Annotated in this window: 21 protein-coding genes; 9 read left to right on the forward strand and 12 right to left on the reverse strand. The window is 52.0% G+C overall.

Annotation, left to right across the window (positions count from 1 at the left end; genetic code table 11):
- Nucleotides 1-2: 2 nt before the first annotated feature.
- Nucleotides 3-158, reverse strand: coding sequence for a DUF3606 domain-containing protein (locus tag AAFN85_RS03225; RefSeq protein ID WP_347525518.1), 156 nt, complete (start codon nt 156-158; stop codon nt 3-5).
- 147 nt (nt 159-305) lie between these two features.
- Nucleotides 306-785 (reverse strand): PA2169 family four-helix-bundle protein, encoded by a 480-nt coding sequence (locus AAFN85_RS03230; protein ID WP_347525519.1) that lies wholly within the window; start codon nt 783-785, stop codon nt 306-308.
- 110 nt (nt 786-895) lie between these two features.
- Between AAFN85_RS03230 and AAFN85_RS03235 the strand changes: the two genes are divergently transcribed.
- Entirely contained in the window at nt 896-1,192 is a 297-nt protein-coding gene (locus AAFN85_RS03235; protein ID WP_347525520.1) for a hypothetical protein, read from the forward strand.
- A 55-nt stretch (nt 1,193-1,247) separates the two neighbouring features.
- Complete coding sequence (locus tag AAFN85_RS03240) at nt 1,248-1,973, forward strand: YoaK family protein (protein WP_347525521.1); 726 nt, start codon at nt 1,248-1,250, stop codon at nt 1,971-1,973.
- Between the two features lie 107 nt (nt 1,974-2,080).
- Here AAFN85_RS03240 and AAFN85_RS03245 read toward each other — a convergent pair whose 3' ends face one another.
- The 3 genes from AAFN85_RS03245 to AAFN85_RS03255 form a co-directional block, all read right to left on the reverse strand.
- Nucleotides 2,081-2,431, reverse strand: coding sequence for a hypothetical protein (locus tag AAFN85_RS03245; protein WP_347525522.1), 351 nt, complete (start codon nt 2,429-2,431; stop codon nt 2,081-2,083).
- Nucleotides 2,432-2,641: 210 nt separating this feature from the next.
- Nucleotides 2,642-3,334: a response regulator transcription factor gene (locus tag AAFN85_RS03250; protein ID WP_347525523.1), complete on the reverse strand. Its 693-nt coding sequence runs from the start codon at nt 3,332-3,334 to the stop codon at nt 2,642-2,644.
- On the reverse strand, nt 3,324-4,709 hold the full coding sequence (locus AAFN85_RS03255; RefSeq protein ID WP_347525524.1) for a HAMP domain-containing sensor histidine kinase: 1,386 nt from the start codon (nt 4,707-4,709) through the stop codon (nt 3,324-3,326). The genes AAFN85_RS03250 and AAFN85_RS03255 overlap by 11 nt, the downstream gene beginning before the upstream one ends.
- 111 nt (nt 4,710-4,820) lie before the next feature.
- Between AAFN85_RS03255 and AAFN85_RS03260 the strand changes: the two genes are divergently transcribed.
- Nucleotides 4,821-5,186 (forward strand): hypothetical protein, encoded by a 366-nt coding sequence (locus AAFN85_RS03260; protein ID WP_347525525.1) that lies wholly within the window; start codon nt 4,821-4,823, stop codon nt 5,184-5,186.
- Nucleotides 5,183-6,208, forward strand: coding sequence for a hypothetical protein (locus AAFN85_RS03265; protein ID WP_347525526.1), 1,026 nt, complete (start codon nt 5,183-5,185; stop codon nt 6,206-6,208). Before AAFN85_RS03260 ends, AAFN85_RS03265 begins: the two co-directional genes overlap by 4 nt.
- 314 nt (nt 6,209-6,522) lie before the next feature.
- Here the strand turns inward: AAFN85_RS03265 and AAFN85_RS03270 are convergent, their stop codons facing one another.
- Complete coding sequence (locus AAFN85_RS03270; protein WP_347525527.1) at nt 6,523-7,389, reverse strand: universal stress protein; 867 nt, start codon at nt 7,387-7,389, stop codon at nt 6,523-6,525.
- Between the two features lie 134 nt (nt 7,390-7,523).
- On the opposite strand from AAFN85_RS03270, the gene AAFN85_RS03275 reads away from it, so the two are divergent.
- Nucleotides 7,524-7,835 carry a hypothetical protein gene (locus tag AAFN85_RS03275; RefSeq protein WP_347525528.1) on the forward strand — a complete coding sequence of 104 codons (312 nt, stop codon included), beginning with the start codon at nt 7,524-7,526 and terminating at the stop codon, nt 7,833-7,835.
- A gap of 214 nt (nt 7,836-8,049) precedes the next feature.
- Nucleotides 8,050-8,223, forward strand: coding sequence for a hypothetical protein (locus AAFN85_RS03280; protein ID WP_347525529.1), 174 nt, complete (start codon nt 8,050-8,052; stop codon nt 8,221-8,223).
- A gap of 50 nt (nt 8,224-8,273) precedes the next feature.
- Here the strand turns inward: AAFN85_RS03280 and AAFN85_RS03285 are convergent, their stop codons facing one another.
- Together AAFN85_RS03285 and AAFN85_RS03290 are read right to left on the reverse strand one after the other, a co-directional pair.
- Entirely contained in the window at nt 8,274-8,684 is a 411-nt protein-coding gene (locus AAFN85_RS03285) for a hypothetical protein (RefSeq protein WP_347525530.1), read from the reverse strand.
- A 66-nt stretch (nt 8,685-8,750) separates the two neighbouring features.
- Nucleotides 8,751-9,638, reverse strand: coding sequence for a universal stress protein (locus tag AAFN85_RS03290; RefSeq protein WP_347525531.1), 888 nt, complete (start codon nt 9,636-9,638; stop codon nt 8,751-8,753).
- A 253-nt stretch (nt 9,639-9,891) separates the two neighbouring features.
- Here AAFN85_RS03290 and AAFN85_RS03295 point away from each other — a divergent pair, with 253 nt between their 5' ends.
- Nucleotides 9,892-10,377: a pyridoxamine 5'-phosphate oxidase family protein gene (locus AAFN85_RS03295; protein WP_347525532.1), complete on the forward strand. Its 486-nt coding sequence runs from the start codon at nt 9,892-9,894 to the stop codon at nt 10,375-10,377.
- A 9-nt stretch (nt 10,378-10,386) separates the two neighbouring features.
- Entirely contained in the window at nt 10,387-10,956 is a 570-nt protein-coding gene (locus AAFN85_RS03300) for an NAD(P)H-dependent oxidoreductase (protein ID WP_347525533.1), read from the forward strand.
- A 199-nt stretch (nt 10,957-11,155) separates the two neighbouring features.
- Here the strand turns inward: AAFN85_RS03300 and AAFN85_RS03305 are convergent, their stop codons facing one another.
- The 4 genes from AAFN85_RS03305 to AAFN85_RS03320 all read right to left on the reverse strand — a co-directional run bounded on the left by AAFN85_RS03305 (nt 11,156) and on the right by AAFN85_RS03320 (nt 13,200).
- The gene (locus AAFN85_RS03305) at nt 11,156-11,518 is read right to left on the reverse strand and encodes a sigma factor (protein ID WP_347525534.1); all 363 of its coding nucleotides are present in this window, start codon (nt 11,516-11,518) and stop codon (nt 11,156-11,158) included.
- Nucleotide 11,519: 1 nt separating this feature from the next.
- The gene (locus tag AAFN85_RS03310) at nt 11,520-11,723 is read right to left on the reverse strand and encodes a YciI family protein (protein WP_347525535.1); all 204 of its coding nucleotides are present in this window, start codon (nt 11,721-11,723) and stop codon (nt 11,520-11,522) included.
- 194 nt (nt 11,724-11,917) lie between these two features.
- A complete protein-coding gene (locus AAFN85_RS03315) occupies nt 11,918-12,220 on the reverse strand; it encodes a hypothetical protein (protein WP_347525536.1) in 303 nt (100 codons plus the stop codon).
- 44 nt (nt 12,221-12,264) lie between these two features.
- On the reverse strand, nt 12,265-13,200 hold the full coding sequence (locus AAFN85_RS03320; RefSeq protein WP_347525537.1) for a D-2-hydroxyacid dehydrogenase family protein: 936 nt from the start codon (nt 13,198-13,200) through the stop codon (nt 12,265-12,267).
- 70 nt (nt 13,201-13,270) lie between these two features.
- Between AAFN85_RS03320 and AAFN85_RS03325 the strand changes: the two genes are divergently transcribed.
- A complete protein-coding gene (locus tag AAFN85_RS03325; protein WP_347525538.1) occupies nt 13,271-13,627 on the forward strand; it encodes a hypothetical protein in 357 nt (118 codons plus the stop codon).
- The last annotated feature ends 43 nt before the right edge of the window (nt 13,628-13,670 follow it).

Below are 13,670 nucleotides of genomic sequence, written 5' to 3' on the forward strand. Positions count from 1 at the left end.
AGCTATTTCTTGAAATATTTCGCGATCTCTTCGAGGTTGTCACCTACCTTTTCCCTGGCCCGCTTGAACTCTTCGACTGAAACGTTGAAATGTTTAGCCCAGTATTCATAGTCAAATTCGTCCATTTTAGCCACTTCGGCTTTCGTATTATCTTCCATGCGTCTATCTTTTTAGGACAACGAAGCCCCTCCCGGGGCCTCAATTGACAACTGTTTAAAATGATTTAAAATTCGGTCACAACATTAACAATTCTGTATCAACCAGTTTTAAAAACAATTCCGCCCTGAAAACAGGTCGGCTTGTACTTATTGCTGATATTTCGTTTCCTCCGCTTCGATCTCCATAAGTGCGGTTTGGATCCCGTCCCGCTGGCCCTTTAACAGTTCCATGTGGTCAGCATGGTCAGCAAAGTCCGCGATGAGTTCGTCATATTTAGCAATCACTGCTTTTTCGCCGGTGATGATCGTTTCGATAAGTGCGCTGTTGTCCTTACTGGTGAGCGCGCCTTTTATGCTGAGCCAGGTACGATGCAGTCCGCCTAAGATGCCACCGCTTTCGTTGTCCGCTTCCGCGCCGTGAAGGGCAATATGCTCTTTCAGCTCAGCGGCGTAAACGATGCGTTCACCGGATAATTTGGAGAACAGGGCTTTCAGCTCAAACGATTCGGTTGCTTCGGCGGCGTTATGATAGCCCTCTTTTCCGTCGTTAACCAGTTCGAGTAATTCCTTTAGGTCGCTGATCACATCTGCTTTGTTTTTCAGGGAGGATGATTGTATGTTGTCCATTTTCTAATATTTACTAAGCTTATACAATAAATCAGCCACGCTTTTGCACAAAGGCCGGGCAATGTTTACCTTTGAACATCCGGTTAGTTTTTCACCTTAAGATCCGAAGAATGAACCCACTCGATCTACCTCAATTGGCCTCGCTGACAGCTGACGTCGCCCGGCTGCTTAAAAGCGAATTAGCAAGCGAAGGTACCGTGAAAACGGTCGCCGGCCAGATCATCGTGTCCATTTCACGTTTTGAATTGGAGCACCGCCTGGGTAATTTACTACAGCAGATTTACCGGGCTGTTGATCAGCACATCCCGGTCCGTAAAGCGGACTTATCACTGGTCATCCGGGACGCAGAGGGTCAATACGAAAATACCTTTAAGATCTGGAAGTCGGCGGGTGACCGGTCGGTTTGATACGAATCAGGTCCCTTTCAGGACATTTTTTCAAGCTTATGCGGAGAGGATCATCATGCTGAGACATACGGGCGAGCGAAGAAGCTTTGCGCATAACCTGCGTCTGGCCGTATTACTGTGTTTGAACGCCGGGTTTATCAATGCGGCGGGATTTATGGCGTTCGCGGTGCTGACAACGAATGTGACCGGTCATGCCGCTTTGTTAGCGGTCGACCTGATTAACGGGCAGTGGCGCGCAGCCCGGATGGTCGGCCTTTGGCTGGTACTGTTCCTCGCGGGCGCTTTCGTCTCCAGTCTGTATATCGGCAAGGTTGGCCGCGAAAAGTCGTTCGCCTATACCGCACCGGTTGTGCTGATCATCCTCATCCTGCTGAGCACAGCGGTATACGGACATGGTTACCGTCATACCTTGCCCGAAACGGAATGTTTTGCGGGCAGCCTGCTGTTCGCTATGGGGATGCAGAATGCCCTGGTCTCGATGGTATCGGGCTCGGTCGTTCGCACCACGCATTTGACGGGTATGTTCACGGACCTCGGCATTGACCTGTCAGGGGCGCTACTTGTCCGGAAAAATCTCAATGCCGCACACCAGCGGCGTATTTGGTTAAGGCTGGCGATCATCATCTGTTTTCTATTGGGCGGCCTGGCTGGGGGCTATACATATTTGCGGCTGCATTTCGCCGCCTTTTACGTTCCGGTGGGTTTACTACTGATCGTCCTTTTTTACGATTATTTCCGTATCCGGGTTAAAAGGGTCGTATTGCGGCATAAGCGGGCCTGATCGCCTGGAAAGGATTTCAGAGGCGTTCCAGGTTTTCCTGTTCTTCGTCCGGAAACTGTACATGCTGCGACAAGTCTTTGACCATTTTGCGGGCGAAGACCGATCCTTCATCCTGGCTGGTCATGATATCGTCCCCGCCGAGATCGGCATTTTCCCCGTAAAGCGCTTTCTTGAGGTCCTGCCGGCGTTTCAAGTTCTTCGTAGCGTTCGTCCACCTTTGTGATGAGGGAGACATCAGGCGTGCCCTTCGCCATCAGGTCGCGGAAGTCGGCATAATGTGCCAGCTTAACATTCATGATCTTTTGAAAGGTTTCGCCCCAATGCAGAAGTTTGTCCTGCGTGTAAGCCGGATTGTTTTTTGCGGCAATATACCGGACCATGGCGAGGTACTGTTCAGGCGTTCCGCTGAAGCGGCGCCCCAGGCCCAAAAGCTTGCTTAAAAATGACAGGAATCCCATAGGCGTAGCTATTGATTATGATAAAGTTAGGATTTTTATCAAATAAAGGCGCGGCCTTGCGTCGCGCTTTACTTAATTAATTACCTAATCAATCTATTATTTAACTATAATACACTTCTTTATTGATGCTGATCAATGTTCTGCTGGAACAAGATCTCTTCGCCCAGAGGCTGAACGTTTGACTCAAGCGTCGATGGCGGTTCAGTACGGTTATTGGACTGATCCGCCGATATTCAGTCGGAAACCTACCCCGCGGATGTTTTCAATGGCAATATTGGGATCGGCGGCGAGGTAGCTGCGCAAGCGGCTGATGAAAACATCCATGCTGCGCCCGCTGAAAAAGTCCGGGTTTTCCCAAAGGGCGGCCAGGGCATCAGCGCGCTTGACGATCCGGCCCTGCTGCTCCAGCAGGTAAGCCAGCAACCGGGCTTCCTTGTCCGTCAATTGCCTGGCGTAGTCTTCACTGGACAACCGGAGGTTTTGTGGTTCAAAAACGTAACGGCCAATAATCAGGAACTGCGGTTGATCCTGCTGGCCGTTCACCCGGCGCAAAATATTATGCATCCGCTGGATGAGCTCATCGGCATCGAATGGCTTGGTCATATAATCATCGGCACCGAGCTTCAACCCTTTGAGCACATCTTCTTTGAGCTTACGGGCGGTCAGGAAAATAAGGGGTAAAGCGGGCAATGCCTGCCTGATCCTTCCAGCCAGCGTAAACCCGTCTTCCAGGGGCATCATCACATCGATCACCGCGATATCGTAAGACGTTTGGCGAAGCTCCTCCCAAGCGGCTTTGCCATCAGGTCGGAGCACGGCGGTGAAGCCGTTCAGTTGCAGGTAGCCGCAGAGCAGGCTCCCAACGTCCGGATCATCCTCGGCGATCAGTACTTTAATGTTCATGCTTCGGGAGTTGGATGGTGAATGTGCAGCCCTGGCCCGGTTCGCTTTGCAGGCTCAGGCTGCCGCCGATCGCCGCTATCGCCTGACGCGCGGCATGCAGACCGAGGCCGAGGCCTTTAACATTATGCTGATCCTGTTCCGGCACGCGATAGAAGCGGTCAAATACGAGCTGCTGGTAGGGCTTACTGATCCCGGGGCCGTTGTCTTGGACGCGGATGTAGTAAGCGCCCCTTTCCGGATAGCCTTTCAGCTCCACTTCGCCCCCGGGCCGGCCGTACTTGAACGCGTTATCCAACAGGTTATCCATGGCCTTTTCCAGCAAGCGGGTATCCGTTCGGAGCATATAGCCGGAGCCGTCGATCTCCGAACGGAAACCCGGCCGGCCGTTACCCGCATCGCGTGCGTAATTTTTGAGCCAAGCCGCGATAACTGTTGGCTTTAAGCTGGGGCGGACAGCCATGCCCATGGCATCATCCAGCACACTGTCGGTAATACCCTGGAGCTTTTCAAATTGCCGTTGCAAGGTAGCGATCAGTTCCTCACTGAGCCGGGGATCTTGCTTCGCTTCGCGTCGCTGCAGGCTTTTCAGCGCCAGCCCGGCAGCGCTCAGGGGTGTTCTGAGCTCATGCGTGAGGTTATTGGCCAGGTCGGTACGGATATCGGCCAGGCGCTTCTGCCGGAACATGGCCCGGAACACCATGTAAAAGAGTAGGATAGCGGCAACAATGATCGCAGCCGCGAGCAGCAGCACGCCTGCCATCCGGCGGAGCACCTGCCGCTGCCAGCCGGCGTTGTCCGCGTTCCGGACGATCAGAGACTGGACGTATAAGCTGGTTTGTTTGCGGGCCTGTCCGGTCAGCTTGGTTTTCTCATAATCGCCTACACGGGAGGCTTCATGGTTAAGCGCCAGCAAGCCGGCGGTGTCCGTGCGCTGACCGGTGAAAAACCATACGCGGTCCGCGGACGACAACAGGGTATCTCGCTTGCCATTGTATTCGATGATCAGCTCCCGGAAGCCTGCCTGGTAGCGCACCCCGTCCAGGTGCAGGCTGTCACGGATCACCGTTGTAAAATAACGATCCGCGGCGGTTCGGACCGATGCGATCTTTTGACCAAATGCTGAAAAAAATGTTTTTTTGCTGATCTGTCCGGCGGCATAACGGCCTGCCATCGATTTCAGGCTATCATTGATCCGGTCCTCGAATCCTGCCGCGACCGGCGTACCGGCCATCCTGACCAGCGCCGTTTTAATTTCCGTCTCATACTGCGATCTGGTCAGCTCGTACGTATTACGCACGAGATAGGCCTGGATGCCTGTCAGGGTCAGTACCAGCAGGATGCAGCCGGCGATCAGCAGCGGTATTTTCTGTTTCATGGGCATGGTGTCAGCCAAAGATAGCGAACAAAATTGAGGGCCTGATCGCATTAACAGTGCATTAACACTTCATTAACAAGCGCTCTCCCCGGCATCGCTTAGGTTTGCTTTATGAAAAAACACATTTTTACCATTTTAGCGGTAATCTTCGGCATCGCTGCATCCGGGCAAACGAGACATCGCTCGCAGAAAACCAGTTTCAAAGTACAGGAAAGCGACACGGAATACACCATCAGGTCATCGTTCCCGGCAGAACGTGCGGAAAAATTTCGCTTCGAACTCATCGCTTTGCTCGGCAAGAGCGATAGCGAGAATCGCTGGTCCGTTCCCGCATATACGGCAGTCCTGTCAGCCGACCATTTTGAAGCCAGCCTGGACAAAGGAAAAGCCACCGGGAGCCAGCTGGGTTCATTCAAAAAGCTGGCCGGTAAGCTGCGCGCGGCGCTGGATCAGCCGGAAACGCCGAAGCAGCCATGAAGAAGTTTTTCCTCATCTTAGGAGCAGGCTTATTTCTTGCAGGTAAGATGCAGGCCCAGGTCCCTTTGCAGGACAGCCTGCTGCGCATGGTCAAATTCAAAGCTTATCAAATCGTCGAAAAGCGGGATACGACCCGGTTCTATGTTTACCAGACGAGCCCCAGGCCCAGGCATATGTTGCTGTTCCTGGATGGTTCTGTTCCGAAGCCCCTGTTCAACTATGAGTACGAGAAGGGCCAGCTGAAGGTCTATACCTGGAACCATGGCGAGCAGCACTGGCTACCGGAGGATTATCTGTATGTGCTGATCGCCCGGCCGGGCTATGCCGGCGTACTGAGCAATGCGCAGATCGACAGCCTGAACAGGCACATGCCCGCCGTTTACCTGGAAAAGAACAGCTTGGATTATCGCGTTCGTACGGCGGACGCTGTGATCAACTATTGCCGGAAAAAACTCCTGAAGGATGAGGGCAAGACCATCGTCTTCGGGCATTCCGAAGGGTTTAACGTGGTGTCCCGCCTGCTGACCGTTAACAAAAAGATCACTCATGGGGGCTTATGGTGCGGCAGCGCTATGCCGGATTATTATGATTTTATGATCATGAAACGGCGTGAGCTTTATGAGGGCAAGGTCAGCGACACGCTCGCTGCCCGGCAGCTGGATACCATGCTCAACAATTACCGGGAGATCTTTAAAGACCCGGGGTATGCGAAACCGGGGTCTATCTATACCAATAAGCGCTGGATCAGCTATGCCAGGGGGCCTATCGAAGATCTCAAACAGGTGGCGATTCCCCTTTACCAGATCATTGCTACACAGGACAGCAATGCGCCCTACGAATCCGCATTTATCGTACCGCTCGAATTCATCAGGCTCGGCAAAACGAACCTGACGCTCAGAACACTCATCGGTGGCGACCATAGCCTGAATACGACGAGCACGGAGGGCAAAAAGGTCAGTCACTGGAAGGAATGCTTTTTGGATTTCATTAGCTGGAGTGAATATTTGATAAGACACAAATGAAATTGAAGGTGGCATCCTGCAGCTTTGATAAGTTTGTAAACCGGCTTACCTAACATCGATTTTGTGAAACGGTCGTTAGGGTAAGTATTCAATAAGGTAAGAGTATCCCCGGTAACCTTGCAAGAAAAGTTTTGGTGTTTAGTTTTAAAGTTAGCTTACTGAAACCAACAAAGGGTCCTTGCAAAAGGCGGCTTGTTACTGCCCTTACGATTTATGCCCCCGCAAGGATGATTCCGGGACCAGCGGAACCAGCAAGGCAGTCCGAAGGGGCCATGGATATTGCCCGTTGGACAGCAATCCACACGCTGTTTATTTTAAATGACTGGGAAGAATTTTGCGGGTGAAGGAAATATAAGCAACGGTAGTTCCGTATGCTCCGCCAGATCCAGGCTATGACTGCGGCTGAAAAGGCGCTCCAGGAAATCTTTGTGGCGGTGCACCATCACGACGAGATCCGCCTTCACCGTTTCCGCCATATGGTGCAAGCCTTCGCGCAGATGTTTTTCTTCCAAATGCCGATAATAAATGTGCGGATAATTGACCTTGTTGGTTACTTCATGCAGAAAGTCCTGCACTGCCCGGCTGTTTTCCGGCGTGCTTTCGCATAAATGGGTCAGCAGGATCTCCGCGTTAAAGGGCCGCGCCAGGCCAGTCAGCGATTGAACGACCTGAAGATCGCTTTGACCCAGGTCGGTCGCAAAGGCTATTTTATGGAGCGGCTCAAAAACTGCTTTTTCCGGAACGACCAGCACGGGCAGTGCCGAACGGTTAAGCACCTCGCGGGTATGGTTACCCAGTATCAGGCCCGAAAAACCCTTTTGGTGATTACCCAACACAAATAACAGGAGGTCCCGGTCACGCAAAAACTCGTCTGCCGTCAGGTCAAATTGTGCGTCGTGGGCCCGGCATTCGATCTTCGGGCGAAAGCCATTGGTTTGATCAGCCAGTTTTCCTTCCAGTCGCGCTTTAAGTTTTTCCAGATCTGCCTCGCAGCCATTCTTGATCTCATCATAATCTTCCATTGGCCAGACGATCTGCCCTGCCAGCGGCTCTGCCGAGGGCACCAGGAAGGAGTTGTATAACAATACATTAGCTTGTAGCCTGGCAGCCAGTAACAAGGCGTATTCCGCGGCATGGTAAGCGCGCTCGGAGAAGTCGGTCAGTACAGCGATCTTTTTCATGTAATGATTGATTTGATTTACAAATCTCCTTAATCTGTCGCCACCCGCAGCAGATGAGCATCATTCGCCGTCGTGACAGTGATCACTTTTTCAGGTCGATCAATGCCTTAATTTTGAGCTAATTACCCTGTATCATGAAAGCACTTCAATTGACCTTCGACCACCCCGTTAAGGGAAACCTGCGGCTCCGCGCACTATCCGCGCAGGAGGGCCGGTCCAAACTTCAAAATTTTGAAACGGACGCGGCGCACGTATTGAAAATCGAAACGGACGAACTGGAAAGTGGCTCCTGGGAGCTGGTACTGGAATGGGAACATGAGGGACGGAGCTTTCAGCACACGCAGGCCTTCGGGGTGGAAGAAGATAACGGCTTATTCAAAACATCTTTGTATGCCGAAGCCAGCCTGTTCCACAGCCGTCACCCTTTGCACTGCATGAATCATTAACATTTACCATTTTTCGAATAATCAGCGGAAAGGTTTGTGTTTGCTGACCGGTGTCCGCCCAAATTCCTTAATACTTTTTTCGCGGATCAGCTATAGGGCTTCTTCGAGATCATCCGTGACCAGAAATAAGCCTATATCATCTTCGCCGATCGTCGCACAGGCTTTCATATTTTCGATATAGCGGATCAGGTCCTGATAATATTCCCTTCCGAAAATGACCACCGGAAAATTTGGTCAAAGCCTCGAAATGTTCGTCCGTGATGTCGAAACCACCGGGCATGACCACGAAAGCGAAGCTGGATTTTACCAGCAGTGTTTTGCGGAGGAAGAACTGTTTCATATAGACCCATTTGCCCAGATAGGGATTGGGCTATTGCTCTCTTCCTGAAAACGCGCTGAACTATCCATAAAGGTTACACACACAGGTGCCGCTTTTATTCAAGCCGCCCGGCGGGCTTCTACCAGCGCATATTTGATGCCTTTCAGTACGGTTAGCGCGTCCTGTATCGCTGTCTGAAGCGCGATAAAATCTTCCAGTAATTTCAGCTCTGGGTCCGGATCGGTTTCCAGCAGCAGCGGTTCCAACTGCCTGATAAAATCACCTAACTTGATCCTAATCCCGCTATGTATCTCCCGGGCATTGGCTAAACGGGTTGCCAGGTTGTGCTGGCTCGTTTGTGCAATGGCAGGCTGATGGGATTCAGAGAGTTGTTCAGCAAGAAAATTGCTTTCCTCCTCAAGGAAAGCCAGGTCGCTCTGCCACTGCCTGCCGGTCAGGTAAACTTCCTGTAGTTCAAATTCCAGTTCCGGGTCTTCATTGATCTTTTTCATATCTGGGTTTTTTATCAAACAAATATCCGCTGCAGCGCATAATAAATTAAGGTTGGGCGTCATCCCTGAAAATGATCCTTATCACTACTCAAGCACTGCTTTAATTGATTCAGGCCTGAGCGAGCGGATAAGATGCGTTTCATCGCTATAGGATGAAGGCGCCCGGTCATTAGTATTTAAGGCCATCATAGGTATGTTTAGACCGGAGGCCATCCGCCTGGTCTTGCTTTGATGGAACAAAGATGACCAGAACCCGTAAACTTTCGGGGCCATGATCAAAAGCTCAGCTCCGCAAGCCAATGTTTCTTGCCTGATGCTTTGAATAATGGCATCGGATCTCAGCTTCTTGTACGAATAAACGATGCCCTTCAGTTCCTCAGCGAGCAGGCTTTCAGCAGCAGGCAGTTCACCCGCTTCAGCCTCCACAAAAAACACTTCGACCTCGGCCCGGAATGCTTCAGCGATAACTTTCACTTTAGCCAGCGATCCGGCGGGAAAGTCTTGCGCAGCATCGCAGGCAAAGACGATCCTGCTGACGCCGTCAAACCCGGCGCTTTCAGGGACTGCCAGTACCGGGCAGCTTAGATTTCCAATCAGCGCGGTGGTGGTATTACCAAAAACATCCTGCGTCAAACTATCGGGCTCCATGCCCAGCACAACGAGATCAGCCTGGTACTTTAAAATTAACGCTTCCAGTTCCGGGTTGACCGAACAATAGGAAGTTTCGCAAATTACTTCGATCGCATAAGTATCGGCAATCGCCTTCGCTTTACTTTCAAGCCGCTCATGGTTGTGAAGCAGAAAGTTATCATAGTCCGCCGGGGACAATAGCCCGTTCGCTCCGGGAACCGGAACGCTGTAAGCATTAAATAGGATCAGTTTTCCTTGTGTGGACCGCGCGACAGCAGCGGCGTAGTCAACCGCATTCCCGGCAAGTGCTGAAAAATCGGTGGCAGCGATGATCGTTTTCATGGTCGTATCGGTTAAATAAATAATTGCGGCAACAGTTCCCAGTAGTTGTCGGGTTCGGCCGGTTCCTGATCGAACAGTTCCGCCAGTAGATCAGAAAATTCTGCGAGTTCTGTGCTCATGATCGTGGATTTGATACTTCAAATTTAGCTTGTATTTACCGTTCCGGGAATGACGGCAAGCATGCCGGAAAGTGATGCTGGTCAAGCATCTCACTGTACCAAAGCCGTATGTTTGGGTTATTAAACATGAAAAGATGTTAGGAGAACTTGACCCTAAGGCCCTGGAAGAACTGCTTGGCAGCCAGCTGCTTGGCCGTATTGGCTGTCACGCGGATGGCCTGACCTATATCATACCTGTTCATTATGTTTATGAACCGCCTTATATTTATGCACATTCGGCGGAAGGTTTGAAAATAGCCATGATGCGTAAGAACCCGGAAGTATGTTTTGAAGTGGACCGGGTCGAAAATTTCTTCAACTGGCAAAGCGCGGTGTGCCGGGGTACCTTCGAAGAGCTCCCCGGCGTGGAAGAATCCGAACAGGCCATGAACAAACTCATCAGCCGGATCGAGCCGTATCTGTCCAAAGCGGAGGATGCCCATCCTTCGCACGGGATTGCTGACCTTGCCAGCGACATCGGCACGGTCAAAGAACTGGTGCTGTACCGCATCCGCCTGCATAAGCGAACCGGTCGCTTTGAAAAAAGAACAGGGGCGTCCCTGCCTTCCCAGGAAACGTAACAGCGAGCAATGATGAAGATCTACATCTTATTGGCCCATCCCAATAAAAACAGTTTCAACGGCCAGATCGCCAACCAGTACGAGCGTGCTGCCATCAGCAATGGGCACGAGGTGAGGCGACAGGACCTTGGCGAAATGCGCTTCGATCCCATTCTTTGGAAAGGCTATGCGCAGGTCCAGGAACTGGAGCCCGATCTCAGGCAAGCCTGGGGAAATATAACCTGGTGCGATAAATGGGTGATCATTTACCCCGTGTGGTGGGGTTCGGTACCCGCCTTATTGAAAGGTTTTATTGACCGCACGCTGCTGCCTGGCGCTGCTTTTAAATACCACACAAAAGACCCTTTCTGGGATAAACAACTCAGCAGAAAAACGGCCCATGTCATCACCACATCGGATGCACCGGCGATCTGGCTCTGGTGGCAATACGGCAACAGCGATATCAAAGCGATCAAAAAGGCCACGCTGGAATTCTGCGGGATCAAGCCGGTCAAAACAACGCGTATCAGCAGGGTCAAATATCTGGATAGCGGAGATCGCCAGCGTAAGATCGCACGGTTACTCGTATCAGTCCTCTAATGACAAGCGGGCGATCTCCTTGTTTAGAGTGAGCCGCAGGAGGGCTGAGCTGCATAAGGCCAGCGCCTTGCGATAGTGATCCAAGGCCCTCTCATGATCGATAGTGCTATATAAATAGCCGAGTAATTCCTGATATTGAAGCAAGGAGACCAGGTCCAGCTTTTCAGCTTCTTCAATAGCTTTTCTATTTCCGTGCACCTTAGCAAACACAAACAATCGGTTCAATACGACCGCCGGGCTTGCGGCGATGAGCAGCAGCTGGTCGTAAAGCTGCAGGATCGCGGGCCAGTTCAATTTTTGCATAGCTGTCAACGATCGACCGATGTTTCAGGTGATCTCTGACCTTGTTCCGGGCGACGGTGTACAGCCAGGCTACCGGGTCTTTGGGCAAGCCGTGGAGTGCCCAGTGCTCGGATGCTTTCAGGAAGGCATCACTGGCGATATCTTCGGCGAGTTCGACCTCCCTTAAACCAAGATAACGGCACAGGGCTGCCGTTATCCTGGCGTATTCCTGCCGGAAAAGGTGCGGCAGCAGATCTGTATGTGGTAATTCCCTTTCCAAGCTAATCCCGCTTCATTACCTCGCGAACCTCGATATTGCCGCCGATCTTAAAGATCGGATTCCCTTTGGCCAGCCCGACTACCTCTTCAATTGTTTCGGCGCATACCACAATGTAACCGCTGATGAATTCGGTGATCTCGGTGTACGGCCCGTCGGTCACCAATCCGCCCGGCCTGACGGTCCTGGCACTGTCCGGACCAGGCAAAAGGGTGTTGCCCTTGTCACTAACTTGTTCTGTGCAGCAATGCCGGCCAGCCAGCTCATTCTTTCCTGGAGCTGTTCAGGGGAAGGCTTAAAGTCAGCGATGCCTTTAAGCCGGAAGATCATAGCAAATTCTTTCATGTTTTTTGTTTAGAAATATGACGACCAGACCATTGAAACCGGGACAGTAAAAGCACCTTATTTTTTCCGGTAGCCCTGATAACTGAGATATAGCCCGGTCAGGAGCAACAGCGATATAAATACGTAGGTATAAACCGACTCGCCGGCCTGTTTCGCCGCTGGAAAAAAGATCCGGGACAATCCACCCAGCAGTGCGCCCCAGGCCAGCAGGGTCAGCAGCAACGGCCAGCGGCGGCTCCAAAGGTTGTGAATGCGCAGGATCGCCAGCCCCGTGACGAACAGGATCATACCGTTCAGGTAGGTGACCGGCGGAATATTCCTGGCCCAGATATGCAAGTGGAATAATTCGGAAAGGCTCATTACGCTAAGCGTAGGGCCAACCAGTTTCGCCAACTCTCTTGAACTCAGCCCAGCCATTCCAGTATTGCTTTCACTGTATCGCCATAAAACAGGCGGTAGGTATTTTCCGTCACGTAACCGATATGCGGGGTGGCAAGTACATTTTCCATCTTGCGAAAGGGATGATCCGGCGGCAGCGGTTCCTGGTCGAAAACATCGAGGGCGGCGCCCGCGATACGTTTGGCTTGCAGGGCTGCGATCAGGTCGCCTTCGTTCACCAGCGGTCCGCGGGAAGTGTTGATGAGGTACGCACTGGGTTTCATCAGATAAAGCTCGGTTTTGGAGACGGTGTTGCGGGAACGGTCGCTCAGCACCAGGTGCAGGGTGATGAAATCCGCGTATTTGAACAGCTGCTCTTTGCTGACCATTTCAGCGCCGGCGCGGTGCGCGCGTTCTTCGGTCAGGTTCTCGCTCCAGGCCATGATCTTCATCTCAAAAGCCTTGGCGTACTGCGCGATCTTGCTGCCGACGCGCCCTAAACCGACGATCCCGAGCGTTTTGCCCTTCAGGTCGGTGCCGATGGTGGTTTGCCAGCCGCCGCTTTGAAAGTTACTGACTTCCCTTGGCAAGTACCGCGCCCCCGCCATCAGCAAGGCCCAGGTCAGTTCCGGCGCACCGGATTCCAGGTAACCGGTGTGTTTCACTTCGATGCCTTTCGCTTCTGCGGCTTTCTGATCGATGGAAGCATTCCGCATGCCGGTCGAAACGATCAGCTTCAGGTTGGGTAAAGCGTCGAGAATGCATTTGGTAAGCGGCGTGCGCTCCCGCATCACGCAAATGATATGAAAAGGCTGCAGGCGATCGATGAGCGCAGCCTCCTCGGCGATGTGATCGTTAAAGACGGTGATGTCGGCGCGTTCCCGGATGGCGGACCAATCGGCATAAGCCAAAGCCGCCTGCTGGTAGTCGTCCAGGACCGCAATTCGTAGCGTATCTTTCATGCGCCAAAAATAAAAAATCTGGTCATTTCCCCGAAAAACTGCCGATAAGCGCTAACTTTACATTTATACCATGCGTAGGAAAACACATATCGGTTTTTGGATCTTCACGCTGGGGGTGCTGGTGTTCCTCCTGCGTCCTTATATGGTGTATCAGGTAAGCGCGAAAGACCGGGCCGGTTCCGGCGCTTTTGGTATGCTGCAACGCTCGGTCAAAAAGAACGATGAACATCATGCCTGCCCGGCGGAAGCGTTCAGCGCAACCGAAGCTTATGCAAGCCGTCTTGCGCCTATCCGTAAATTACTGGTTTCTTTCTTTCAGTTTCTTTTGCTGTTTTCCATACCGGCGGTTAGCCTTCGTGCTGTTTTTTCACGGCCGGTTGTTGCTTGTACCCGTCGCTACGCGCTGACATCCTGCCTGCTGATCTGATCGACCGCCTGAATCCCCCGGCGTAATTTTTTTCGATCAAATC

It is taken from the genome of Mucilaginibacter sp. CAU 1740 (assembly GCF_039839285.1).
GTDB lineage: Bacteria > Bacteroidota > Bacteroidia > Sphingobacteriales > Sphingobacteriaceae > Mucilaginibacter.